The sequence below is a fragment of the Olsenella profusa DSM 13989 genome (genome assembly GCF_030811115.1).
GTDB classification, from domain to species: Bacteria; Actinomycetota; Coriobacteriia; order Coriobacteriales; family Atopobiaceae; genus Olsenella_F; species Olsenella_F profusa.
This window is the reverse complement of the sequence record NZ_JAUSQK010000001.1, coordinates 613,192-639,405: the sequence shown is the minus strand read 5'-3', so window position 1 is coordinate 639,405 and position 26,214 is coordinate 613,192. Positions and strand designations below refer to the sequence as shown.

The 26,214-nt window shown below is 64.5% G+C and carries 17 protein-coding genes and 1 pseudogene; all 18 read left to right on the top strand.

Features of this window, described 5'->3' with window-relative positions; all coding sequences use genetic code 11:
* Positions 1-16 precede the first annotated feature (16 nt).
* The 18 genes and pseudogenes from J2S71_RS02915 (at position 17) to J2S71_RS02830 (ending at position 26,141) form a co-directional block, all read left to right on the top strand.
* Positions 17-1,165: a glucose-1-phosphate adenylyltransferase gene (locus J2S71_RS02915; protein ID WP_307388658.1), complete on the top strand. Its 1,149-nt coding sequence runs from the start codon at positions 17-19 to the stop codon at positions 1,163-1,165.
* A gap of 3 nt (positions 1,166-1,168) precedes the next feature.
* A complete protein-coding gene (gene glgD / locus J2S71_RS02910; protein WP_021725132.1) occupies positions 1,169-2,260 on the top strand; it encodes a glucose-1-phosphate adenylyltransferase subunit GlgD in 1,092 nt (363 codons plus the stop codon).
* Positions 2,261-2,335: 75 nt separating this feature from the next.
* Positions 2,336-3,817, top strand: coding sequence for a glycogen synthase GlgA (gene glgA / locus J2S71_RS02905; protein WP_021725130.1), 1,482 nt, complete (start codon positions 2,336-2,338; stop codon positions 3,815-3,817).
* Positions 3,818-3,917: 100 nt separating this feature from the next.
* Positions 3,918-7,124, top strand: a complete 3,207-nt coding sequence (locus J2S71_RS02900) for a 4-alpha-glucanotransferase (protein WP_307388656.1) — start codon at positions 3,918-3,920, stop codon at positions 7,122-7,124.
* A 98-nt stretch (positions 7,125-7,222) separates the two neighbouring features.
* Positions 7,223-10,681: a transcription-repair coupling factor gene (mfd, locus tag J2S71_RS02895; protein ID WP_307388654.1), complete on the top strand. Its 3,459-nt coding sequence runs from the start codon at positions 7,223-7,225 to the stop codon at positions 10,679-10,681.
* An 88-nt stretch (positions 10,682-10,769) separates the two neighbouring features.
* On the top strand, positions 10,770-11,042 hold the full coding sequence (locus tag J2S71_RS02890) for a type II toxin-antitoxin system Phd/YefM family antitoxin (protein WP_307388653.1): 273 nt from the start codon (positions 10,770-10,772) through the stop codon (positions 11,040-11,042).
* A gap of 26 nt (positions 11,043-11,068) precedes the next feature.
* Positions 11,069-11,350 (top strand): annotated as a pseudogene (locus J2S71_RS02885) (type II toxin-antitoxin system RelE/ParE family toxin); the annotation flags it as partial.
* Positions 11,351-11,576: 226 nt separating this feature from the next.
* The gene (locus tag J2S71_RS02880; RefSeq protein WP_021725125.1) at positions 11,577-12,557 is read left to right on the top strand and encodes an SIS domain protein; all 981 of its coding nucleotides are present in this window, start codon (positions 11,577-11,579) and stop codon (positions 12,555-12,557) included.
* 126 nt (positions 12,558-12,683) lie between these two features.
* Entirely contained in the window at positions 12,684-13,601 is a 918-nt protein-coding gene (locus J2S71_RS02875; protein ID WP_307388651.1) for a PTS sugar transporter subunit IIAB, read from the top strand.
* 53 nt (positions 13,602-13,654) lie between these two features.
* Positions 13,655-14,464 (top strand): PTS mannose/fructose/sorbose/N-acetylgalactosamine transporter subunit IIC, encoded by an 810-nt coding sequence (locus tag J2S71_RS02870; protein WP_307388649.1) that lies wholly within the window; start codon positions 13,655-13,657, stop codon positions 14,462-14,464.
* Between the two features lie 13 nt (positions 14,465-14,477).
* Positions 14,478-15,335, top strand: coding sequence for a PTS system mannose/fructose/sorbose family transporter subunit IID (locus J2S71_RS02865; RefSeq protein WP_021725135.1), 858 nt, complete (start codon positions 14,478-14,480; stop codon positions 15,333-15,335).
* Between the two features lie 49 nt (positions 15,336-15,384).
* On the top strand, positions 15,385-16,368 hold the full coding sequence (locus J2S71_RS02860; protein WP_307388647.1) for an SIS domain-containing protein: 984 nt from the start codon (positions 15,385-15,387) through the stop codon (positions 16,366-16,368).
* Positions 16,369-16,444: 76 nt separating this feature from the next.
* Positions 16,445-17,095 carry an HAD family hydrolase gene (locus tag J2S71_RS02855; RefSeq protein WP_307388645.1) on the top strand — a complete coding sequence of 217 codons (651 nt, stop codon included), beginning with the start codon at positions 16,445-16,447 and terminating at the stop codon, positions 17,093-17,095.
* A gap of 86 nt (positions 17,096-17,181) precedes the next feature.
* Complete coding sequence (locus J2S71_RS02850) at positions 17,182-17,901, top strand: GntR family transcriptional regulator (protein WP_040650817.1); 720 nt, start codon at positions 17,182-17,184, stop codon at positions 17,899-17,901.
* 311 nt (positions 17,902-18,212) lie between these two features.
* Complete coding sequence (locus tag J2S71_RS02845; protein WP_307388643.1) at positions 18,213-21,221, top strand: AfsR/SARP family transcriptional regulator; 3,009 nt, start codon at positions 18,213-18,215, stop codon at positions 21,219-21,221.
* A 158-nt stretch (positions 21,222-21,379) separates the two neighbouring features.
* Positions 21,380-24,157, top strand: coding sequence for a preprotein translocase subunit SecA (secA, locus tag J2S71_RS02840; protein ID WP_307388642.1), 2,778 nt, complete (start codon positions 21,380-21,382; stop codon positions 24,155-24,157).
* Complete coding sequence (gene prfB, locus J2S71_RS02835; protein ID WP_307388640.1) at positions 24,158-25,273, top strand: peptide chain release factor 2; 1,116 nt, start codon at positions 24,158-24,160, stop codon at positions 25,271-25,273. It begins immediately after the preceding gene.
* Positions 25,266-26,141 (top strand): YitT family protein, encoded by an 876-nt coding sequence (locus tag J2S71_RS02830; protein ID WP_307388638.1) that lies wholly within the window; start codon positions 25,266-25,268, stop codon positions 26,139-26,141. The genes prfB and J2S71_RS02830 overlap by 8 nt, the downstream gene beginning before the upstream one ends.
* The last annotated feature ends 73 nt before the right edge of the window (positions 26,142-26,214 follow it).

The following is a 26,214-nucleotide window of genomic DNA, read 5'->3' as shown; positions in this document are numbered from 1 at the left end:
ATAGAGGGGAGATGTCATGAGCAAGAAGGAATGCATCGCAATGCTTCTTGCGGGCGGCCAGGGGAGCAGGCTCGGCGCGCTCACCAAGGACGTCGCAAAGCCGGCCGTCTCGTTCGGCGGGAAGTACCGCATCATCGACTTTGCACTGTCCAACTGCGCCAACTCCGATATCAACACGGTGGGTGTGCTCACGCAGTATCGTCCGTACCTCCTCCACTCCTATCTGGGAACGGGCGATGCCTGGAACCTCAACGAGAGTGGTGGTGGCGTGTCCATCCTGCCGCCGTATGCCACGCAGGCGGGTGGCGCGTGGTATGCCGGCACGGCGGACGCCGTGACCCAGAACATCGGCTTCATCGAGCAGAACGATCCCGAGTATGTGCTCATCCTGTCGGGTGATCAGCTCTATAGCATGGACTACCAGAAGATGCTCGAGAACCACAAGCGTCACAACGCCGACCTCACGGTTGCGGTCATGCCCGTACCCTGGGAGGAGGCCTCGCGCTTTGGCATCATCACGCAGGACGATGACGAGCGCATCCTCAAGTTCACTGAGAAGCCCAACAAGCCCGACAGTAACCTGGCCTCCATGGGCATCTATGTCTTCAATACTCAGCTGCTGGTGGACACCCTCAGGGCCGATGCCATCGACCAGACCTCCGAGCACGACTTCGGCAACGACATCATCCCCAAGCTGCTGGCGGACGGCAAGCGCCTGTACACCTACGAGTACAATGGCTTCTGGCGCGACGTGGGCACCATCTCGAGCTATCACGAGACGAGCATGGATCTCCTGGGCACCAACCCCGACTTCGACCTGTTTGACACCAGGGTTCCCATCATGAGCAACGTCTCCACGAGGCCGCCCGCGTACGTGGGCCCCGATGGTTCCATCGAGGACTGTCTCGTGGGCAACGGCGCCGACATATTTGGCAGGGCCAAGCACTCCGTCATCTCGACGGACGCCTACATCGGCGAGCGTGCCGTGGTGGAGGACTCCGTCCTGCTGCCCGGCGCCTACGTCAAGGCGGGCGCCCATGTGGTGCGGGCCATCCTCGGCGAGAACGCCGTCGTGGAGGACGACGTCGTCCTCGGCAGCGTCGATCAGACGCGGGACACGGCCGTCATCGGTAACAACGTCGTAGTTGGAAAGGGGGAGGAGTAGCCCATGAAGGCGATTGGCGTCATCACTGCGAACTATTCCACCAAGTACCCGACCATCCTCTCCGAGGCCAGGCCAGTGGCTTCCATGCCGTTCCTCGGCCGGTACCGCGTGGTCGACTTCGCTCTGTCCAACATGGTCAACTGCGGCATCAGGACCGTGGGCATCATCATGCCGTACAACTACCGCTCGCTCATCGACCATGTTGGCTCTGGTCGCGAGTGGGACCTCAACCGCAAGAAGGGCGGTCTGTTCGTGCTGCCAGGCTCCGCCTTCGGCACCTCGCGCACGGGTTCGCGCTTCCTGCTGCGCGACTTCGCGCACAACAGAACCTACCTTGAGCGCAGCAGCGCCGATTACGTCGTTGCGACGTCCGCGAGCTTCGTCTACAACGCCGACTACCGCAGGATCATCGAGGCGCACGAGAACTCTGGCGCCGACATCACGGTGCTCACCAAGAGGGTCGAGGACAAGGACGTAGACGTCTCCGGCTTCTCCGTGGAGGAGGGCCGCGTGACGGGCGTCAAGCATGGTGTGGAGTTCGGCGATACGGCGTTCCTCGACTGCTTCGTGGTCGGGCGTAACCTTCTGCTCCAGATGCTGGAGTGGTATGCGCAGACCGACTACCTCGATCTCTTTGAGGCCCTGGCTGCTGACTACGCCCGTGTCAAGGTGCTCACGCTCGACTATCCCGGCTACGTTGCCGCCATCTTCAACAAGGATTCTTACTTCACGGCAAACATGGACCTGCTCGACCCCCGGGTCTCGGCGGAGCTCTTCCCCGTGGAGCGTCCAGTGCGCACCAAGGCGCACGACAACGCGCCGGCAAAGTTCGAGGCCGGCTCCCGTGCGAGCAACGCCCGCATTTCAGGAAGCTGTCGCATCTACGGGTCGGTCACCAACTCCATTCTCGGGCGCAGTGTGATCGTGGAGAGTGGCGCCACCATCAACAACGCCATCGTCATGCAGGGTTGCGTCGTCGAAAGCGGTGCGCGCATAGAGAACGCCATCGTCGACCGTGACAACAGGATTCCTGCACGCACGGAGCTGAGGGGCACGCCCGACGCCCTCTTCATCAAGGGCAAGGGCGCGGAGTAGTTCAAGGCCGGATGGCGAGGGGTCGCCCTGTGAGGGGCGGCCCCTTGCTCATCCCAGAGAAAGATAGGGGTGGCCATGGCAGACAAGGTCAGAAGGAAGATCAAGGTCCTCTTTGCGGCATCCGAGGCCGTGCCCTTTGTGAAGACGGGTGGCCTGGGCGATGTCGCGGGGTCACTGCCCGTCGCGCTCAAGGAGGCTGGCGCCAAGGTCTCCGTCATTCTGCCCAAGTACGGCTTCATTCCCGCCGAGTACCGGGAGCAGATGCGGCATATCGCCGACTTCTACGTGCCCCTGGCATGGCGCAGCGTCTACTGCGGCATCGAGAAGCTCACGTACGACGGCGTGAGCTTCTACTTCGTGGACAATGAGGCCTACTTCAAGCGTGACGCCGCCTATGGCTACTTCGACGACGGCGAGCGCTTCGCGTTCTTCTCCAAGGCCATCTGCGAGGCCATCGAGCTCCTACCGGAGCTGCAGGTGGACGTCCTCCACTGCAACGACTGGCAGTGCGCCATGGCGCCCGTCTTCATCCGCGAGTTCTATCAGGCATCCAAGGCCTGCTGCAACGTGAAGACCGTCTTCACCGTGCACAACGTCAAGTTCCAGGGCCAGTTCTCTGAGAAGGTGCTCTCTGACGTGCTGGGCCTCGCGGACAACCCCACCGCCGCCAACCAGCTGTACTGCAACCGCGACACCATCAACTTCATGAAGGGGGCCCTCTGCTACTCTGACGTCATCACCACGGTGAGTCCAAGCTATGCCAACGAGCTGCAGATGCCCTTCTATGGGGAGGGGCTGGACGGGCTCTTCCGCAATCGCTCCAACGTGCTGCGCGGCATCCTCAATGGCATCGACCTCGACGTCTGGAACCCTGCGACCGATGGGCTCATCGCCCAGACATACTCCGCGGACACCCTGGACGGCAAGGCCGCCAACAAGGCCGCCCTCCAGCAGGAGCTGGGCCTCAAGCTCGATCCGGGATGCCCGCTCGTCGTGATGATCGGTCGCCTGACCAACCAGAAGGGCCTGGGCCTGGTGCGCTATGCCATGAGCGGGCTCATGGAGCATGGCATACAGATGGCCGTGCTGGGGACGGGGGACAAGGATCAGGAGGATGCGTTCTCCTACTTCGACTGGACCTATGGTGACATGATGTGCGCGCGCATAGCCTTCGACAATGCGCTCAGCCATCGCATGTATGCGGGCGGAGACATCCTGCTGATGCCGTCGGAGTTCGAGCCGTGCGGCCTCTCGCAGATGATCGCCATGCGCTACGGCACGCTCCCGGTGGTGCGTGAGACGGGTGGCCTGCTTGACAGCGTCACACCGTACAACCAGTTCACGGGTGAGGGTACCGGCTTCCGCTTCACGAACATGAATGCCGATGAGATGGCCGACTGTCTGCTTGGAGCTTGTGAGGTCTTTTGGACCGATCCCGATGCTTGGGGTAAGCTACAGCAGCAGGCGATGCGGGTCGACTTTTCGTGGGATCGTGCCGCAGGCGAGTACTTGAGCATCTACCACGACCTGCATCCCGAGGTCATTCGGTACAGGTGACGGCAGTGAGAGGGAGATCTGTTTGAGGGCCAGACACGTTACGTCTGATGCGGCCTATAGAGTACCCTTCGGCGCTGTGCGAGTTGGCAGCGCCGTTACTTTGGGCATCGACGTTTGGGATGAACCTGATGCCTCGGTACAGCTGCGTCTCTGGGTGGACGAGAAGGGCGAGATCCTGCTCGACATGGCTGCCGCGCCCGAGGAGGACCACGTCCACTTCTCGGTGACCTTCGAGCCCGAAGAGCCTGAGATCATCTGGTACAGCTTTCGCATCACGGCTTCCGACGGTGCCGTGATGCGCTACGGCGCCAGGGGGGACGTGAGCTGTGGCGAGGGGGACCTTTTCTTCGGCGATCCCGCCTCCTTCCAGATCACGGTGTACGACCGCGGGCGCGAGGTGCTGCCCGACTGGTACAAGAATGGCGTGGTCTACCAGATCTTCCCTGACCGCTTTGCGCGAGGCAGGGGCTGGGAGAAGCTCTCCGGTGACGATTTGGCCAGATCCTACAATGGCCCCAAGCGGCGCCTGGTCAAGGACTGGGACGCCTCTCCCAGCTATGAGCGCGACGGTGACGGTGCCATCGTCGCTTGGGACTTCTACGGTGGCAACCTCGAGGGCATTCGCGAGAAGCTGGGCTATCTCGAGGGGCTGGGCATCACCGTCATCTACCTCAACCCCATCTTTGCCGCGGCGTCCAACCATCGCTATGACACGGTCGACTATATGCGCATAGATGGCATGCTCGGCACGGAGCGGGACTTCTCGCGTCTGTGCGCGGATGCCAAGGCGCATGGCATATCGATCATCCTGGACGGCGTCTTCAACCACGTGGGCGCCGACTCCCTCTACTTCAACCGTGCCGGCTTCTTCCCCGATCTGGGGGCCGCGCAGGGTGAGGGCTCCCTCTACCGCAGCTGGTTTACGTTCCACGAGGACGGGAGCTACGACTCATGGTGGGGCAATCCCGACCTCCCTGCCGTGCGGGAGGATTGCCCCGAGTTTCGAGAGCTCATCTGCGGGCGTGACGGCGTCGTGCGCAAGTGGCTGCGCCTGGGCGCCCGGGGCTGGCGTCTCGACGTGGCCGACGAGCTGTCGGACGGCTTCATCGAGGACATCAAGGCTGCCGCCCTTGCCGAGCGCGAGGATGCCGTGGTCATTGGCGAGGTGTGGGAGGACGCCTCCAACAAGCGCGCCTACGGCAGGCTGCGTCGCTACTTCCTGGGCCTCGAGCTCGATGGCACCATGAACTATCCGCTGCGCCATGCCATCATCAGCTTCCTCCGGGGAGAGGGGACGGCGCACACGCTGGCAGACACGCTGGAGTCACTCTACGAGAACTACCCACGCGAGAACTTCATGAGCGAGCTCAACCTGCTGGGGAGCCACGACCGCATGCGACTCCTGACGCTTTTGGGGGGCGCCCCCCTGCCCGACGGTCTCTCGGACGACCAGCGTCGCACCTATCGCTTGGACGAGGGGGCGCACGGGCTTGCCGTGAGCAGGCTGTGGGTCGCCGCGTTCCTGCAGATGTGCCTTCCTGGGGTGCCGAGCGTCTACTACGGTGACGAAGCCGGCCTGGAGGGCTACGCCGACCCCTACTGCCGCGCGCCCTTCCCGTGGGGCAGGGAGAATGCCGACTGCTTCAACGTGTACCGCAATGCCATCGCGCTGCGTAAGGCCCTTCCTGTGCTGGTGGATGGTGACTTCGAGCCGTTCGCACCCAATGATGACGTGTTCTGCTTCTGGCGCCGTGACGAGAGCGATGAGGTGTGCGTGTTGGCCAACGGCTCGCGCTCCGAGAGCCATACGATACGCATCCCCACAGGTGAGCTCGAGGCGACGGACGTGATCTCCGGGCGTGTCGTCACGGTCAGGGATGGCGTGGCCGAGGTCTTCCTCTGGCCGCTGGGAACCTCCGTGATCGCGCTCCATCAGGAGCGGCGGCTCCAGAGGCCCATGAGGCGCGGCATGGGGGTGCTCTGCCACGTGACGTCGCTGCCCAACGAGGACCAACCGTCACTGCCCGGAACGCTAGGCGAGCCCGCCCGGCGCTTCGTCGACCGACTGGCCGAGGGGCATATGCGCTACTGGCAGGTGCTGCCCGTCAACCCCACGGATGGCTTTGGGTCGCCCTATGCGGGCCCCTCCGCCTTTGCGGGCAACGTCTCGCTCATGTGGGGCGTGAGTCCCGATGGCACCACATCGCTTCCCTCCGATCTTGAGCACTCCGTGCCCTATCGTCGCTTTGTGGAGGGGAACGAGTCATGGCTGCTGCCCTATGCCACCTTCATGGCCATCAAGAAGGTGGAGAAGGGCAGGCCCTGGCAGGAGTGGCCCAACAAGTTTCGTACCTGGAAGCCCGCCCTCGCCAGTGACAGGCGCCTCGCGGGTGCCGTCGAGCATGAGTGCGCCCTGCAGTTCTTCTTCATGCGCCAGTGGCTGCAGATCCGTGCCTATGCCAACAGGCGAGGCATTCAGATCATTGGTGACGTGCCCATGTACGTCTCGACGGACTCGTCCGACGTCTGGGCCAACCCCGAGCTCTTCGAGCTGGACGCCAAGGGCTATCCTGCCGTGCTGGCCGGCACGCCGCCCGACGCATTTGCCCAGGAGGGCCAGGTTTGGGGCAACCCCACCTACAACTGGTCGCTCATGCGTGCCGATGGGTACTCGTGGTGGCTCCGTCGCCTGGAGCGGGCCTTTGAGCTCTATGACTACGTGCGCCTCGATCACTTCCTGGGGTTCTCGTCGTACTACGCCATTCCCAAGGGCCAATCAGCACGGGCGGGACAGTGGAACTTTGCCTGTGGCCTGGACCTCTTCCGTACGGCCTACCGCAAGTTCGGCCCCCTGCCCGTGGTGGCGGAGGACCTGGGCAGCGTCACGCCTGCCGTGCGTGCGCTCCTGGAGCAGACGGGCTTTCCCGGCATGGACGTCATCCAGTTTGCCGATGAGGACGTGCGTGCGGGGTATCATCCGGCCCCAGACAAGGTGGTCTATAGCTCCACGCATGATACCAACACCCTGCTTGGCTGGGTGGAGGAGCACTTTGGCTTCGACAAGGGCGATCCCGAGGGCATGCGTCAGGCGTGCGAACTGGCGGAACGGCTGGTGGGGGAATGCCTCACGAGTCCGGCGGACGTGGTGATCCTGCCGCTCCAGGACCTGTTGATGCTGGGTGCGAGCGCCCGCATGAACGTGCCGGGCGTGGCGACGGGCAACTGGGGCTGGCAGGCGAGACCGGATGCGCTCGTTGACGCAAGTCATGTGATGTCCGAGCTTGCCAAGTCGAACGACCGTGCCTAGGCGGGGTCCTGCGGGCGTCCTGCCAGGGCGGCGTCCTCCGTGGACCCTGTGCGGGGCGACGTCGGGGGCGCCACCCCGCATCGTACGATTGGGTTGAGATGTTCATAAACCGTGTGGCACACCAGCTGCTCTCGGCACCGGAGCTTGCGCCGCTCATCCATGAGCTCTCCTTGGGGCACGATGCCACACTGGCCGTGGCCCAGAGCGCCCGTCCGCTCATGGCGGCGGCACTCTGGGCATACGGCCCCCGTCCCTGCCTCATGGTGGTCTCGGGCGAGGAGGCGGCCGAGCGCACCGCGCGCGCCCTTGCCGCATGGCTGGGCATGGATGTGGTCGCCCGCTATCCCCAGCGCAGGGATCGCCCATGGGCGGATGTCCCGGCGGACGACGCCGTCATTGGCGCCCGCACGAGTGCCATCATGCGCCTCGCGGCGGGCGAGGCGTGCCTGGTCGTTGCCAGCGCGGCGGCCCTGCTGAGGCGCGTGCCACCCGTCGGGTCCGGCTACTTTGCCTCCAGCACCTTCTCTGTGGGTGACGAGCTGGAGCTTGCGGACATGAGTCGCCTGCTGGTGGGCATGGGCTACGAGGACGCTGGCGACAGCGCCAGCGTGAACGCCCCCGGCAGCTTCCACGTCCACGGCGATGCCGTGGACGTCTTTCCCGCGCAGGCGACCTCACCGGTGCGTATCGAGTTCTTCGGCGACGAGATAGACCGCGTGCGCCGGATGGTGTCATCCACGGGGCAGACCATCGGCGACCTCGAGGGCGTCACGGTGCTGCCCTGTCGCGAGATCGCCCTCATGAGCGAGACCATCGGCGCCGCGCGCAAGGCGCTCTACCATCGTGCGCTGGACTCCACCAAGGTCGCGGCGGATCTCGAGCTCATCGAGCAGGGGTCCGTGGCCCCATCGCTCGACAAGTACCTGGTCGAGCTCTATGGCTCCTCGGCGAGCCCCATCGAGCACATCTCCCAGGACGCGCTTGTGATCCTTGCGGAGCCACGCGCCCTCTTCGATGACTGCCAGCGGGCCACGGACGAGATCGAGGCATCGGCTGCGGCGGCGCACGAGCGCACGGACGGACTGTTCACGCCCCCGCGCGCGTTGGACTTCGGCCACCAGCAGCGCCTGAGCCTCTCGTCCCTCATGCGCTCGGGCGCTGCGACCACGGCCGAGCTTGAGGTGCGCCAGCCCTCCATCGCCGGCTCCGACGCCAAGCTGCTGAGTCGCGTGCGGCAGCTTACCCAGGACGGCTCGTCCGTGGTCTTTGCCGTGCCCGACCGCGCGGCACGCGAGGCGCTGGAGCTGAGCCTCACCGACGAGGGCATCGCGCTGCAGGAGTCGCTGGGCACGGCCCCCGAGAACGCCGTGCCCGTTGCGTCAGAGGCGGCCAGGCGGGACGTCGCCCCCCTCAGGCGGGGCATGGTCACGTTCTTCGATGCCCCGGTGCCCGCGGGCATCGTGGTGCCCGCGGCGCGCCTGGCGGTGCTCTCGGTGTCCGATCTCACGGCACGCCGCGCGCACCACCAGCGTTCGCGCCGCGTGGACCCCACTGCCGTCACGTTCCCGTTCAAGCCCGGTGACTATGTGGTGCACGCCACCCATGGCATCGCGCTCTTCTCCCGGATCGTGCGCCAGGAGGTTGGGGGCCGCGAGCGCGACTACTTCCTGCTCGAGTATGCGGGTGGCGACAAGCTCTTCGTGCCTCTGGAGCAGGTTGACCGCGTTACGCGCTATGTGGGGCCCGACGGCAGCGCGCCCAGGCTCACACGGCTCAACACGGCGGACTGGTCGCGTGCCACGGGCAAGGCGCGCACGAGCGCCAAGAGGCTCGCCTTCGACTTGGTGGACCTCTACACGCGCCGCTCGGCCGTGCGGGGGCACGCCTGTTCGCCCGACACACCGGCCCAGGCCGAGATGGAGGCGAGCTTCCCCTATCGGCTGACGCCCGACCAGGCCTCCGCCATCGCGGACATCAAGGCCGACATGGAATCAACGAGACCCATGGATCGCCTGCTCTGCGGTGACGTGGGCTTTGGCAAGACGGAGGTGGCCCTGCGCGCCGCCTTCAAGTGCTGCCAGGATGCGCGACAGGTGATGGTGCTGTGTCCCACGACGATCCTGGCGCAGCAGCACTTCGAGACGTTCAATGCGCGCTTTGCCCCCTTTGGCCTTGACGTCAAGGTGCTCTCGCGCTTCGTGACGCCCGCCTGGCAGCGCCGCGCGCTCGAGGGCTTCCGCGAGGGCACGGTGGACGTGCTCATCGGCACGCACCGCCTGCTCTCCGCAGACGTGAGCCCACATGACCTGGGACTCGTGATCATCGACGAGGAGCAGCGCTTTGGCGTGCAGCACAAGGAGCAGCTCAAGAACATGCGGGAGCAGGTGGACGTGCTCACGCTCTCCGCCACGCCCATACCACGCACCATGCAGATGGCCATGAGCGGCGTGCGCGACATGTCGCTCATCCTCACGCCGCCACCGGGACGCCTGCCTGTGAAGGTGACGGTCGGCGAGTGGGATCCCGACGTGGTCTCCGACGCCATCCGCAGCGAGATCGAGCGCAGGGGCCAGGTCTACTACGTGAGCAACCGCGTGCACACCATCGAGGACGCCGTCGAGCGCGTGCGCGAGGCGGCACCCGAGGCCCGCATCGGCGTGGCGCACGGCAAGATGGGTGCCGCTCAGGTGGAGGATGTGATGCTACAATTCTCGGAGCACGAGATCGACGTACTCGTGGCCACCACCATCATCGAGAGCGGCATCGACAACCCGCACACCAACACACTCATCATCGAGGATGCGCAGCGCCTGGGCCTCGCACAGCTCTACCAGCTCAAGGGTCGCGTGGGGCGCGGGCGGCAGCAGGCGTACGCCTACTTCATGTTCCCGGCCGACCAGCCGCTCACGCCCGAGGCGACCGATCGCCTCACGGCCATCAACGAGTACCAGGACCTGGGGAGCGGCATGCGCATCGCCATGCGCGACCTCGAGATCCGCGGTGCCGGCTCCCTCATGGGCGCCGAGCAGCACGGCAACCTCTCCAGCGTGGGCTTCGACCTCTTCACGCAGATGCTGGGCCAGGCCGTGGCCGAGGCGCGTGGGGAGGGCGGCGACGTGGAGCTCTCCGAGGTCACCATCAACCTCCCGGCGGACTTCTACCTGGCGGAGGAGTACCTGCCCGAGGTGGACCGGCGCGTGCTCGCCTACCGGCGGCTCGCCGCCGCCACGGAGCTCGCCGTCGTGGATGCGATGCAGCGGGAGCTGGAGGACAGCCACGGTGCGTTGCCGCTGGCGGGCAGGAACCTCTTCGACCGCGCGCGCATCCGCATCCGTGCGGAGCGCCTGGGGGTGACCTCGGTCTCGCTGACGAACGGTCGGCTCATCTACCAGGGCGCGGAGCTCACGCGCCAGCAGGCGCTCGCGTTCAAGGGGCGGCGCGGCATCTACCAGCCCAAGAGTAAGCGGCTCTCGTACCCGTTCCACACGGGCAGGGAGGAGCTGCTGCCCGCGGCCCTCGGCGTGCTCGAGGAGATGGGTGGCGATGACGAGGCGTAGGGACGGGAACGGACTATCTTTCTTGGCCATATCGGTCTATACTATGGTCTAGAAACAGACCTGTTTTTAGGCGAATGAAGGGGGAACCATGAGCGCATCTATTGAGACGACGCTCACCGTGGGCATGTCGGATGCAAAGACGCACTTCTCCAGGCTCACGGCACAGGCCAACCGCAGCGGGCACAGCGTCACGGTGTTCAAGAACAACAGGCCCTGGGTGGAGATCCGGCCGCTGGCTGTGGAGGATGGGGTTCCGCCTGAGACGCGTTGGGCCATGCACGAGGCTGATGGGCTTGCGGATGACTCCTCGCACAAGACCTATCAGACTGCCGAGAGCCTGTTCTCGGCCCTCGGCATGTAGCGCAGACCGTATATGATGCGTCATATACTCCGCGCTTTCTGCGGGATGTGAAGGTCTGCAAGAGACGGCACTGGAACATGGAGGCCCTCAAGACGGCCATCTCCGACCTACTTGCGAGCGATGAGACGAGTCTGAGTCCACGCTATCGTGCCCATGCCCTGACCGATGCCCTCGAGGGGTATCGTTCCTTGCATGTGGGCTCGGCACCAAATCCCCCAAAGGACAAGTGGGTACTGATGTACCGGCTGTCGGGGCACGAGGTCATCCTTGTGCGTACGGGCACACATGACGAGGTCTACGGAAAATAGACGGCTGTCATACCGCTGGAGCTCGCTTACAGCACGCTGTCCCAGAAGCGCCAGCTTGACGTGGCCATTGATGTCTGTGTTGGGCGGTGCGGACCGTATCGGCTGTCCCTTCGAGCGTCCAGATGTATTCAACAATAACAAAACATCTATAACGACTATGATATTATGCTGAACCAAGAGAGGCTTGGAAGGTCTTTCCTCACTCGTCGAGAGGGGTTCGGTAGCTATGACCATTCAGGAAGAGGTAGCAAGCGTCGTCTCCCAGCTGCTTGCCAGTCATGAGATCAAGCGCGTTGCCTGGGTTGCCGCGGGTGGGTCGTTCGGGGGCTTCCACGCTGCCCACTACTTCATGGAGCGCGAGGCGAAGACGATTCCCTCGGCCACCTATACCAGCAACGAGTTCGTGCTGGCGCCGCCCGCCTATCTCGATGAGCACACGCTCGCCATCATCTGCTCCATGCGCGGCACCAAGGAGACCTGCGAGGCGGCCCGGGTTGCGAAGGAACACGGTGCCGCGACCATCGCACTCTACGTCAATGAGTCCGAGCTCACCGACATCTGCGACCAGCGCATCGCCTACGAGTCCATCGCCCTGGACGAGTCTCGTACCGAGCGCGTCAACTCCAGCATCGCTCTGCAGCTTGCCATGACCCTGGTTCAAAAGACCGAGGGCTACGCCGACTACGACGTGGCCATGCGGGCCTTCGACGTCGTCGACGCCATCTATCGCAAGGCCGTCGCCTACACCCAGCCCCTTGCTAAGAGCTGGGCGGAGCAGGTTGCCGGTGAGAAGACCATCTACGTCATGGGTTCCGGCCCGGCCTATGGCTCGGCCTACATCTTCTCGATCTGTAACATCGAGGAGATGCTGCAGATCGACTCGCCCACCATCAACTGCTGTGAGTTCTTCCACGGGCCCTTTGAGGTGCTGGACAAGGCGAAATCCGTCTTCCTGCTGATGAGCGTGGGCCGCTGCCGCGCGGCGGATGAGCGTGCCCTCAGCTTCCTCAAGCGTTACGGTGGCCAGAAGGTCTACATCCTAGACGGCAAGGAGATAGGCCTCAACGATCTCCCTGATACCGTTTCGGAATATTTCAACCACGTGCTCTTCTCGCCCATCCTGAACAACGTGTACATGCGGGCGCTTTCCGCGACCACCTCCAAGGACTACCTGACACGTCGCTACATGTGGAAGGTCGAGTACTAACTCCCTCTCCGCTGGGCTGCGATTCTCCGCCGCTTACCCTGCTCTTGCGCACAGGGAGTTACTACTGTACTATACATATATAACGACTAGAACGTCATGATGCATCATGAAAAGGAGGGACGAGCTATGAACCAGATCATCCTTGCATCCCACGGCGAGTTGGCGCTTGGCGCGCTAGACACCGTCCACATGATCGTGGGGGAGGCTCCCAACGTGCATGCGGTCACGCTCGGGCGTGATGACATGCAGCCCATCACCGCGGAGGTGGAGCGCCTCATGGCGTCGTTTGCCGCTGATGATGCCGTCTACGTCCTCACGGACATGCTGGGCTCCAGTGTCAACAACTCAATGGTCGAGCTCATGGCCCAGGACAAGGACATCACGGTGATCTCGGGCATGAACATGCCCCTGATCCTTACGCTCGTCATGAGCGATGTGCCGCTCGCCGAGAGCGATGTGCGCGGCCTTATCGCCGAGGGCCGTCGCGGCATCGTTGACTGTGCGCACCCCGAGGAGGAAGTCGACGTCAACCCTGTTGCAACGCCTGCGGCCGGGAGGGGAGGCGCGTCCAGAATCGAGCTCGTTCGCTTGGACTATCGTCTGCTGCACGGCCAGGTCGTCTTCTCCTGGGTGGGCAAGACCGGGGTCAACCGCATCATCGTCGTGGACGATGCGTCCGCAAACGATGAGGTGAAGAAGGGCGCGCTCAGGCTCGCCAAGCCCGCCAACGTCCGCCTCAACGTCTTTACCGTCGAGCGGGCCCTCTCCAAGATGGATAAGCTCAACACCCTGGGCGACAAGGTCATGTTCATCTTCGGCAACACGCGAGAGCTGCTCGAGTTCTCCCAGCGCCACAGGTTTGCCGAGGTCAACTATGGGGCAACGGCAAACAGGGAAGGCGCCAGGCAGTATGGCGGCAAGGACGGGTCGGTGTTCCTGGACGCCAGGGAGCGGGCCGACACCCAGGCACTGCTCGACCTGGGCACCAAGATCTACGTGCAGCAGACCCCCGCGTACAGGCGCGTGGAGCTGAATGGCATCTAGGCACTCTCCCCGTCAGTGAGCGCCTTGGAAAGGCATCTCGAAAGGAGAAAGACATGAGTTCGCTTGTTAGTGCGATTCTCGTCGGCCTCGTCGGCGTGTTCTGCATGCTCGACTCGCGCCTGCTTGGTCGCCTTAACTTCGAGCAGCCGCTCATCGGAGCCACGCTTGTGGGCATCGTGCTTGGGGACCCTGCGACGGGTCTTGCCGTTGGTGCCGCGACGGAGCTCGTGAGCATGGGGCTTGTGGCCGTTGGTGCTGCGGTCCCGCCCGATATGGTCCTCGGGGGCATTGTCGCCTCCGCCTTTGCCTGCCTCACCGGCGCCAGCGCTGAGACGGCAATGACCATCGCCATCCCCATCGCGGTCTTGGGCCAGCTGCTGGGCATCGTCTTCCGCTCCGTCATCGCCATCCTCACCCACAGAGCCGATGCCGTGATTTCGGAGGGCAGGTTCAAGCAGGCCACCAACATGCACATCGTCGTGGGCACCATTCTCTACTCCCTCATGTACTTCGTGCCCATCTTCTTTGCCGTGTTCCTGGGCACCGACGCGGTCCAAGCGGTCGTGGACCTAATTCCCGAGTGGCTCTCTACCGGCCTCAATGTCTCCGCCATGCTCCTCACCGCCTACGGCCTCGCGCTCCTGCTCTCCCTCATGCTCAACAGGAAGATGGCCGCATTCTTGGCGCTGGGCTTCCTGCTTGCCTCGTACCTCGGGCTCTCCGTCACCGCCGTGTCGCTCATCGCCGTGTGTCTCGCCGTGATCCTGCTGGGCGTGAGACATCGCGAGGGCGGAAGCGCACGGCTTGTATCAGCGGGACCCGACAATGCCGATTACGATCCGCTCGAAGATGACGACGAGTAAGGGGGACACGACCATGGCAGACTCCACCACGCACAGCCAGGCGCTCGCCGCCTCGGACGTGCCTGAGAACAAGAAGCTGAGCGAGTTCTTCTGGCGCTCCTGGGCCATCCAGGACTCCTGGAACTACGAGCGGCAGATGAACATGGGCTTCCTCTATGGCATCGCGCCCACCATCGACCGCTGCTACCCCAATGCCGACCACGACCCCAAGGAGCTGGAACGCAAACAGGAGGCCTACGAGCGACACATGGCCTTCTACAACTGCACCCCGCAGACCAGCGCGTTCGTGCTCGGCCTGTCGGCCTCTATGGAGGAGGAGTACGCGAAGGCCCCCGGCATCGTCGACCCCGACAGCATCAACGCCATGAAGACGGCGCTCATGGGCCCGCTGTCGGGCATTGGCGACTCGTTCTTCCAGGGCACCATTCGCGTCATCGCCTTTGGCCTCGGCGTCTCCCTTGCCCAGCAGGGGTCGTTCCTCGGGCCCATCCTCGCCATGGCCATCTCGATCATCCCCTCGGTGCTTATCACCTGGTTTGCCGGGAAGATCGGCTATGAGGGTGGCGCGAGGTACCTTGACAGGCTGCAGGGTGACACCATGGAGAAGGTCATGTACGCCTGCGGCATCGTCGGCCTCATGGCGGTGGGAGGCATGATAGCCACACTCGTCGGCGCCACGACCCCGGCGACCTTCGCGGACGGCACGCTCGTGCTCCAGGACGTCCTCGACTCCATCATGCCACAGATGATTCCGCTCGCCCTGACCATGCTCTTCTACGTGCTCATCAAGAGGGACGTCAGGAGCGGCTGGCTGCTCATCATCGCCATCGTGGGCGGCGTCGCCCTCTCAGCCCTGGGCGTCCTTGCCTAGCCATCAGTTGGTTTCCAGATACGACCGACCTTCCAAGGAGGATCACAGCATGTACGAGATCGACCTCACTCTGCCCAAGACCATCGTCGCCGACGTCTTGTCCAGGCACGCCATCGACTCGGTTGCCTTCGTCGGCTGCGGGGCCTCGATGTCCGAGCTCTATCCCGCCAAGTACTTCCTGGCCAACAACACCAAGACCCTCAACGTCCAGCTCTTCACGTCCAACGAGTTCAACTATGACACGCCTGCCTGGGTGGGCCCCAACACCTTCGTGGTCACCTGCTCACTGGGCGGCTCCACCCCCGAGACCGTGGCTGCCAACAAGACCGCCAAGGCCCTCAGTGCCCCCGTCACCGCCATCACGCACGTCGCGGGCTCCCCACTCGCCGAGGGCGTCGACCATGTGGTCATCCACGGCTTCGAGGAAAACTACGCCGCCAAGGTCGAGAAGATGGGCTATGCCCTGGCGCTTGCCGTCGAGCTCCTCCAGCAGTTGGAGGGCAGCGACCTCTACAATGACATGATTGGCGGCCTTGGCAAGATCTTCGAGCTCTCCGAGGACGCGGCCGAGCATGCCGGCAGGGCCGCCCACCAGTTTGCCCAGGACTACAAGAACGAGCGGGGCATCTACGTGCTGGGCTCCGGAGCCAGCGCCAAGGTCGCCTATTCCACCTCCATGTTCCTCCTCTCCGAGATGCAGTGGCTCGACTCCGGCTCATACAACTCCGGCGAATACTTCCACGGGCCCTTCGAGCTCACCGAGAGGGACAAGCCCTATCTGCTATTCATGTCCGACGGCGCCACCCGCGCCATGGACGCCCGCGTCCTCACCTTCATGCAGCGCTTCGGTGCCAAGGCCACCATCATCGACGCCAAGGACTATGGCCTGTCTGGCATGGTGGGTGACAGGGTCGCCACGTACTTCAGCCCCTTCGTGCACACGGCCGTCATGCGCGTCTTTGCCGAGCAGCTTGCCGAAGCCCGTCAGCACCCGCTGACCCTGAGGCGCTACATGTGGAAGCTCAGCTACTAGTGGGTGGGTCCCTTGCCTGACAGACGTTGTGGGGGCGGGCTGCAGCCATGGTCCGCCCCGTTCTTGGGAGGGCACGATGGCCAAGGCGGTCCTCTTCGACATGGACGGAGTGCTTGCGTTCACGGAGCAGTTCTACAACCAGCGCCGCGTAGACTACCTTGCGGAGCATGACCTTTTCCTTGACGAGGTCCCGGACTTCTCGGGCTCAGATGATGCTGCCATGTGGGAGGCGCTCATACCGGACGATGCCGGTCGCCGCCGGCGACTCCATGCGGGGTACGAGGAGTACTCCCGGGCACACCCCACGCCGTGGGCTGCGGTCGCCAACCCCCAGGCGGCAACCACGTTTGGCCTCTTGCGTCGTCGGGGCATCAGGGTGGCGATCTGCTCGTCGTCCCCGCGTGCCCTCGTGGACGAGCTCGTGGTGGCGCTGGACCTCGAGGGTCTCGTTGACTGTACGATGAGCGGTTACGACTTCTCCGAGTTCAAGCCCTCACCCGAGATCTACCTGCGCACCATGGGCGGTCTCGGCGTGTCTGCCGACCAGTCGATCGTGGTGGAGGACTCCCCCATTGGCATTGCTGCGGGCAAGCGCTCCGGCGCGCTCGTGTGCGCCCTGAGGCCTCCGGCGGGCGTGAGGCTGAATCAGTCGGGGGCCGACGTCATCATCGACCATCTCATGGATGTAGTACCCTTGGCGATGTCTGGTCGTGTGCCCCGTCAATAACGAGTATCATGACCAGATGAGTCCGAGATGTGTAAGTGGGGGCGTCCCCGGAGACGCGTCCTGCAAGGAGGAAGAGGGTGGCAGGTATGGTCAGCACGACTCCCCTCTACCAGAGGATCTACGACGATCTCAAGGCGGCCATCAAGAGTGGCAGCTATCAGCAGGGCGACAGGATCCCCTCCGAGGCCGAGCTAAGCCAGAAGTACTCGGTAAGCCGTATCACCGTTCGCCGTGCCATAGAGGATCTCTGCTCAGATGGCTACCTCATGAAGATGCAAGGGCGCGGGACCTTTGTGGGCACGCGGCATCTGAGCAGTCGCCTTGCGCAGACGCGTGACACCCGGAGCTTCACGGAACTCTGTGCCGAGATCGGAGCACAGCCGGGCTCGCACGTGGTCGACCGCCAAATTGTACCCGCGCGTCCGGACGAAGTGAAGTTCTTCGGACTCGGCAAGGGTGCCCTGCTCCTCTTCGTCAGGCGCGTTCGCATGGCGGATGGCCTTCCCATCGGTGACGAGCGTGTGCTCATCCCCTATGACTGGGCGGCCGATCTCCTCACGGCTCCCCTCGAGAACCGGTCCATCTTCGATGCCATCGAGGGGCTGATTGGGCGTCGCCCCCACTCCACATCGGTGTGGACGGTCAACGCGGGACGCGCCTCCACCGAGCAGGCGGCCCTTCTCGGCATTTCCGCTGGTGACCCCATGCTCAACAGTGAGACGTACTATGTAGACAAGGATGGCAGACCCGTCTGCATCAGCCGCGACTACTTCGTGGGTGGTCGCTACGAATTGGATCTGGCATAAGGCCTCCCAACGGGGCTGGGACAGGTTCGGATTCACACCGTAGACACGCTAGGTACTCGGCCACGCCGTCGTGCGTGTCGACGGGACTCCGCGCGGGGCTGCATCGACCATCCGGGTGCGCGCAGACGGGGACGCCGATGGGAGGTCTAACGTCTGTCGCCCTTCGCCTCGTGCTAGTTAAGGTGCCGCTTGCCGTTCTTTCGGCAGTTTAAATTCAATGACATAAAAGCGAGTCTATAAATAGGTTCCTTACGTGTTCGCACAGTGCAGTTCCATGCCAGCCGCTGGCATGGGTGAGGAGGCGATGGGGTATGGCACATCCGATACGTTCGATTGCGTCACAGGGGCGGGGCACGGCATTGGTTCCACAGAAGAGCGGCGTGCTTGCCTCGGCGTCACGGTTCGCGCGCGACCAGAAGCATGGTGAGGAGCCGCGCCTCATCGTCGTGTGTGCCGAGCCGGGGTTCCAGAAGACGGCGTTGATGGACTCCGTCCTTCTCCTCGAAGCTCAGGCTGGGGCGACGATCAGGCGCGTGGAGCTGGGTCCGGGCAGGGAGGAAGGTGCCGCCATGCGCCTGACGCGCCTCTCTCGCGAGGTGGTTGGCTTGCGCCAGCGCGGGCCGAGGGTTGCCGTCGGCGTGACCCTGTCGGGCAGCCTCTCCGAGGCCGATGTCGCGCGAGAGGCGCGCGCCCTGCGCAAGATGACGACTGCCGGTTGTCTGGTCATGGCGTGCATGAGGCCCGAGGCGCTCGACCTCTACGAGGCGCTTCGCGAGGCCATTCACCTCGACTGCCATGACCTGATGGGACTCGCCGCATCCGACTATGAGTATGGGTCGGGGCTCACGTATGGGATTCCGCGCCTTCTGGATGCCCTGACCTTTGATGACCTTGCCTGGGAGGGCCGATTTGGGCGGGGCTCATGCCCGGGGAAATACGCATCGGCCGTGTGCGATGTCGTCAGGGGATGTCTCCGTGACACGCTGATCGACGAGGAGCTCTCGCTGCGGCTCGTCATGGTGCTCCTGGGCACGGGTACCTACGATGACCTTGCGATGGTCCTGCCGCGACTGGACGACGAGGCGCTGCAGTGGCTTCATGACACGTGCCCCCTTTTGGGCATCGACCCCCTGCGGGAGTCCTTTGCCGTTGCGGGATGCAGGGAGGACGAGGTGATGGCGTTCTGCATTCCCTCGCTGAGGCCGCTGTGCGCGTCGCGGGAGCATCTTTTGGGCGCCGTGGTTCGCGCGCTCTGCGCGCAGGGTAGGCTTGCGCGTGCGGAGCTCCTCACGGCCATCCTTTCCGATGAGGCGGAGCTGTGCGAGATAGGGCAGGCATGGGGTATCGAGTTCCTCATGGCGGGAAGGGCCGACGCCCTCGGCAGGGCGCTGCGCATCTCCGTCGAGGCGGGGCGGGACCAAGACGTGGACAGCGTGCTCGTTGATCAGGCACTGCGCGAGCTGTGTGACCACTTTGAGATGGCCGCGGCGGGGCGCGAGCGCCTGTGCGACCTGACGGGGCTCAGCGCGCGGCAGACGGAGGCGCTCGACCTGGTGGAGGCGCTGGGCGCCTGCAGGGACGTATGGGCCAAGAGCAGGAGGTCCCGTCGCCTGGTGTCCAAGGCGCCGCCCGACCATCGGGTGCGCTCCCTGGCCATCCATCGAAAGGTCCTTGCCTATCTGTTTGACGGCCGCTTCCGTGACACCTACGCCCTCCTATTGAACAACGTGCAGCGCCGAAGCGTCGACACCTTGTGCGGTGCGCTCCTGTGCCTGGACTTCTGCATTGCGGAGCGGTTTGCCGTGGGGGCCGAGGATGCGAACGCCCTGCGTGACGTGCGCCGCGCGGAGCGTGTCGTGCATGACGTCTCGCCGGGTCGGTTGGGGTGCTACGCCGACGCCATCGGCGACTCGTTTGCGGTGCTCTACAAGGGGGCCGAGCGGCTGCCCCAGGCAGAGCGACTCATCTCGTGCTCGAGCGTCTGCCAGGACGTCCTGGCGGAGGCGTGCCTGCTCTGCGTGGCGGCGATTGCCGATGCGCGGTCGGCAAAGCCCGCGCGCGCCCATGTGCGTGCGGAGCGGGCCCGCACCCTCGCCCGTCGCATGTGCGTCGCTTTTCTCGAGGACGTGGCGACGCTCGTCGACGTTGCCGCACGCCTGCAGCTTGGCGAGGCGCCTCGCGCCCTATCCGCATGGCTCGCCGGAGAGGTGGAAGGGAACGCCCGAGCGAGGACGTCCCCGCTGCTCGATCTGACCCATTGCCTGCTAGGCGTCGCGGATGGGATGGACATGGGCGACGTATGCCTGAAGGAGCTGGATCGATCGCAGCTGCCCCACGAGCTGGTCTGGGCGCTCGACGTTGCGGTTGGCTGCTCGGGAAGGGGCGGTGGCCTTCTCTACGACGCCCTGCCACCCGCCTGGTCGCTCGTCCTGGGAGACAGGCCGCATCCGCCGCAGCCGGCCCCGAGGCCCCCAGGATCCGCAGCCGAGAAGCCCGAGGCACCGACTCCCTCTGACCATGCCATCATGAGGCTCGATGGCGAACCTGCCGCCGCGTACGAGGACGGGCACATCCACATCAGGATCCTTGGCGGCTTTGCACTCGAGGTCGACGGCGTCCCCGTGAATCCGAACAGGCTCAATGCCCGCCATGCCCGCGAACTGCTGGTGCTCCTTTCGCTTGCCAAGGGGCACAAGGTACGAAAACGGGACGCCTTGCTTGCCATCTGGGGTGACATCGACTATGTGAAGGGTCGTCAGAGGCTGTACGAGTCCATATCCGTCGTGCGCAGGGCGGTGCGAACCGTACGGGATGGCCTCGAGCCCATTGTGAGCAGCAGGTCGGAGGGGACCATCTGCCTCAACCGGTCCTGCGTCGTCTGCGATGTGGACGAATTCGAGGAAGAGGCCGTGCTCTCCATATCGGGTGACGGAGATGACCGGGGCGCGGTTGCACACAGCTGCAACGCGCGGCGCTCCTACGGCGCCGGACCCGCTGTCGCGTTCGATGACGTGACGGGCATCGCCCGCAGAAGGACGCATCGTCTCAAGGAGCTGCTCGTGAGCGCGCTCTCGGCTGGGGGCCGGGCGGCCCTCAGACAGGGCAGGCCCTATCTCGCCTCGCAGCTGTCTCGCGAGGCCCTCGGCGGCGAGCCCCAGCGCGAGGACGCCGCCCTCTGCCTGGTGGCATCCCTCACGCAGCTGGGCAGGGCCAAGGAGATCGAGGCCCTGCGCGATGCCTATCGGCGACAGACCGCCCGTGGCACGCGCAGGGCCTCCAAGATGTTGGACCAGGCGTTCGATGACGCGCTCGAGGCATAGGCGCACGGTGGCGAGGGCTCAGGTCAGCACATGCTGTTTTCATGGCAGGGCGGACGTACAGGGGATAGCCCAAAGCCAATTGATAAAGTATCGAGGAATACGCATGTGGCCCGTTCGGCGGAACGGGCCCTCCTCGAGAGGCAAAAAAAGGACGTCCTATGGCCAATCTCTTCACACGTCTTCTCTCTCGTGGTGCCGACAGGCAGCTTCGGGAGTTCCAGCAGACGGTCGATCAGATCAACGATCTCTCCGATGAGTTTGGGGACATGAGCGACGACGAGCTGAGGTCCATGACGGGGGAGCTCCGGGAGCGCTATCGGAACGGCGAGACGCTCGACGACCTGTTGCCCGAGGCCTTTGCCACGGTGCGTGAGGCCTCCGAGCGCACGCTGGGCATGCGCCACTTCGACGTGCAGCTCATCGGTGGCATCACGCTGCACAAGGGCATGATCGCCGAGATGCGCACGGGCGAGGGAAAGACGCTCGTCTCCACGTTGGCCGGGTACCTCAACGCCATTCCGGGTGATGGCGTGCATATCGTGACGGTCAACGACTACCTGGCCAAGCGCGACAGCGAATGGATGGGTGGCATCTATGAGTTCCTGGGCATGTCGGTCGGCCTCATCCAGAATGGTATGAGGCCCGACCTCAAGAGGCCTGCCTATGAGGCGGACGTCACGTATGGGACCAACTCCGAGTTTGGCTTCGACTACCTGCGCGATAACATGGTTACCCAAGCGGACATGCGCGTCCAGCGTGGGCATCACTATGCCATCGTCGATGAGGTGGACTCCATCCTCATCGACGAGGCACGCACCCCCCTCATCATCTCTGGTGCCGGCACCAAGTCGGCAAGCACCTACAAGGACTTCGCGCGTGCCGTGCGCGGCCTTACGGCCGATGTCGACTACGAGCTGGACGAGGCCAAGCACACCATCGCCGCCACGGAGGTGGGACTGCGCAAGATAGAGCGCAGGGTGGGCATCGACGACATCTACTCCGATCCGTCCGGCCAGCTCGTCAACCACCTGCAGCAGGCGCTCAAGGCGCAGTACATGTTCCATCGCGACCAGCAGTACATGGTCGTCGATGGCGAGGTGAAGATCGTCGACGAGTTCACGGGGCGCGCCATGGAGGGCAGGCGCTACTCCGAAGGCCTGCACCAGGCCATCGAGGCCAAGGAAGGCGTCTACATTCGCGAGGAGAACCAGACGCTTGCCACGATCACGCTGCAGAACTACTTCCGCCTGTACGAGAAGCTCGCCGGCATGACGGGCACCGCCATGACCGAGGATGCCGAGTTCCGGGAGATCTATGACTTGCCGGTGCAGGTGATCCCTCCCAACAGGCCCATCATCCGCGTCGATCACGACGACCTCGTGTATCAGAATGTCGGTGCCAAGTTCGATGCCGTGGCGGACGACGTCGAGGAGCGTCACGAGAACGGTCAGCCCTGTCTGGTTGGCACGGTCTCCATCGAGAGTTCCGAGAGGCTCTCGCGCATCCTCGACAAGCGGGGCATCGCCCACGAGGTCCTCAATGCCAAGCACCATGAGCGCGAGGCGCAGATCGTGGCGCAGGCCGGTCGTGAGGGCGCCGTCACCATTGCCACCAACATGGCCGGTCGTGGCACGGACATCCTTCTGGGGGGCAACCCTGAGGAGCTCGCGCGCGAGCACCTGCGCGAGCAAGGCTACTATGCACCGGAGGCCGAGGGCGAGGAGCCCCTGGAGCCCAGCGAGGAGGAGTACGAGGCCGCGCTGGACGAGGCTCAGGGGATCTGTGCCGAGGAGCGTGAGCACGTGATCGAGGTGGGTGGCCTCTGCGTGCTGGGCACCGAGCGCCATGAGTCGCGACGCATCGACAACCAGCTGCGCGGCCGCTCCGGGCGTCAGGGCGATCCTGGCGAGACCCAGTTCTACCTCGCGCTCGACGATGACCTCATGCGTCTGTTCGGCGGAGACCGCATGGACAGGATCGCGGCCATGATGTCCCGCTATGACATGCCCGAGGATGTGCCCATCCAGGCGAAGATGGTCACCAGGGCGGTCGAGGGCGCACAGCGCAAGGTGGAGGAGATAAACTTCTCCATGCGCAAGAACGTGCTCGACTACGACGACGTCATGAACAAGCAGCGCCAGGTCATCTATGAGGAGCGCAACAAGATCCTGGACGGCAAGGATCTCGTCGCCCATGTGATAGAGGTGCTCGCCGACACCGTTGGCCGCCGTGTGCAGGAGTTCTGCCCCGAGGGTGCAGACCCCGAGGAGGACTGGGACGTCACGGGCCTGCGGAAGTGGATGCGCGAGCTCACGGGCAGGAACGATGTGCCCGAGGTGCACGACGACGAGGACACGGCACGCCTCATCGAGCGCTTCACGGACTACGTGAGCACCTGCTACCGCGAGAAGTCCGAACGCCTCTCCGACGAGATCATGCAGGCCCTCTCCGCCCAGGTGATGCTTCGCGTGATCGACACGCGGTGGATGACCTACCTGCAGGAGATGGACTATCTCAAGACGGGCATTGGCCTTCGGGGATTTGGCCAGCGCGACCCGCTCGTGGAGTACAAGACCGAGGCCTACGCCGCCTTTACCGAGCTTGTGAACACCATGTACGAGGACTTCCTGCGCACGATCCTGCGCATCGAGCTCGCCCCCCAGGTGCAGGCACAGATGGACGCGTCCGAGGACGGCGGCCTGCGTGGTGCGAGGTTCTCGGGCCCCGCCGATGTCGATGGCGACCAGGGCTCCCTGCCGGCCTCACGCGGAGCCGCTGGCGGTCGGCGAGGCTCCGAGGCCGCCCCCGCCACGTCCAAGCCGAAGACCTACCGCAAGGCCGATGACCCCGACCCCTATGCCAACGTCGGACGCAACGACCCCTGCCCCTGTGGCAGTGGCAAGAAGTTCAAGAACTGTCACGGTAGGAACCGCTAGATGGAAGAGGTCAGCGAGGCTCGCATCGAGGGGATGCGCGAGCGTATCGACCGGGTGGAAGGCTACCTCCACCTCGACGAGAGGCGCGTGCGCGTGAGGGAGCTCGAGGCACAGAGTGCGCGCCCGGACTTCTGGGACGATGCCGCCAGCGCGAGCAAGGCGATGGGCGAGCTCACCCAGGCCAGGGAGGACATCGCCCGCATCGAGGCAGCACGTGCGGGCCTGGAGGACGTGCAGGCGGCGTTCGAGCTGGCACAGGAGGCGGGTGACGACTCCCTGCTCGACGAGGCGGCACGGCAGATGAGGCGTCTGGAGGACGACCTCTCCGACCTTGAGCTTGCCAGTTGGTTTACCGACGAGTTCGATCATGGCGACGCCATCGTGACCATCACGCCGGGGCAGGGGGGCCTCGAGGCCCAGGACTGGTGCGGGATGCTCTTCCACATGTACCTGGCCTACTGCGACCGCCGGGGGTGGAAGGTCACGGTCAACGACGCGCCGGCCGCCGAGGTCATCGGCCTCGACCGTGCCACCTTCACCGTCTCGGGCAAGAACGCCTACGGCATGCTGCGTGGCGAGCGGGGCGTGCACCGCCTGGTGCGCATCTCCCCCACGGACCTCAAGAAGCGGCGGCAGACCACGTTTGCGGGCGTGGAGGTGCTCCCCGTGCTCCCCGATGACGTACAGGTGGACATCGACCCCAAGGACCTGCGCGTCGACGTCTTCCATGCCACCGGGCACGGGGGGCAGGGCGTCAACACCACCGATTCCGCCGTGCGCATCACGCATCTTCCCACGGGTACCGTGGTCACCTGCCAGAACGAGCGGAGCCAGCTCCAGAACAAGGCCTTTGCGATGAGCATCCTGCGCAGCCGCCTCTTTGAGCAGGAGCTCGCCAGGCGCGAGGCGGAGCTTGACGAGCTGCGCGGGCCCAAGCACGACATCGGCTTCGGCAACCAGATAAGGAGCTACGTGCTCTATCCCTACCAGCTGGTCAAGGACCTGCGGACGGGCGTGGAGACGGGCAACGTCGACTCCGTGCTCTCCGGTGGTGACCTCGACAGGTTCATCGTGGGATACCATCGCTGGGCGGTGGGGGAGCACGACGATGCCTAGGGTTGGGGCGCGCTCGCTTGCGCGCAGGGTCTTCCTCATACTCGCGGGATCCTTCGTGTTCGCCCTGGGCGTCGACATGTTCGAGATTCCCAACGGCCTTGCCGCGGGCGGGCTCACGGGCCTTGCCACCATCACGTCCGCGGCTGCTGCCCAGGTGGGCATAACGCTGCCGGTGGGCATCCAGACCATCGCCATGAATGCGGTGCTCCTGCTCTATGTGTACGTCTCCACGCGCGATGTGAGCTATGTCGCCCAGAGCGTGCTGGGGATCCTCGCCTCGGGCTTCCTCACGGACGCCCTGGCGCCCGTGGTGCCCCTTCCCACCCAGGGACAGCTGCTCATCTCCGCCATCTGGGGTGGCGTCATCGTGGGCGTGGGCCTTGGCATCGTGTTCTTGAGCGGTGGCAACACGGGCGGCACCGACATCGTGTGCCAGCTGGTCGCGCGCAGGACGGGCATATCGCTCGGCGCCCTCACCATGATCGTCGATGGCGCCATCATGCTGGTGTCCATTCCCGTGTTCTCGCTCACCAACGCCCTCTATGCAGGTGTTGCCCTCTTTGTGGCCGGCCGTGTGGTGGACACGGTAGTGGAGGGTCCGCTGACGGCGCGCATGTGCCACATCATCTCGGAGCGGCACGCCGAGATCGCCAACGCCATCCTCTACAAGCTCGACCGCGGCTGCACGGAGCTCCAGGCGCGTGGCGTGTGGAGCGGCAGCCGCCGGCCAGTGCTCATGGTGGTCCTGGGCCGATCCGAGACGGCCCGTCTCAAGGAGCTCGTGGCCGACATCGACCCCGACGCCATCGTCGTGGTCTCCGAGGTGCACGAGGCCTTCGGGGAGGGGTTCCATGGGCTCGACACATAGGCGACGGACCCCCATCCGTGCCATGCGCCTTCCAAACTTTTGAGATGAATGGGAGATCTGTATGTTTTTATCG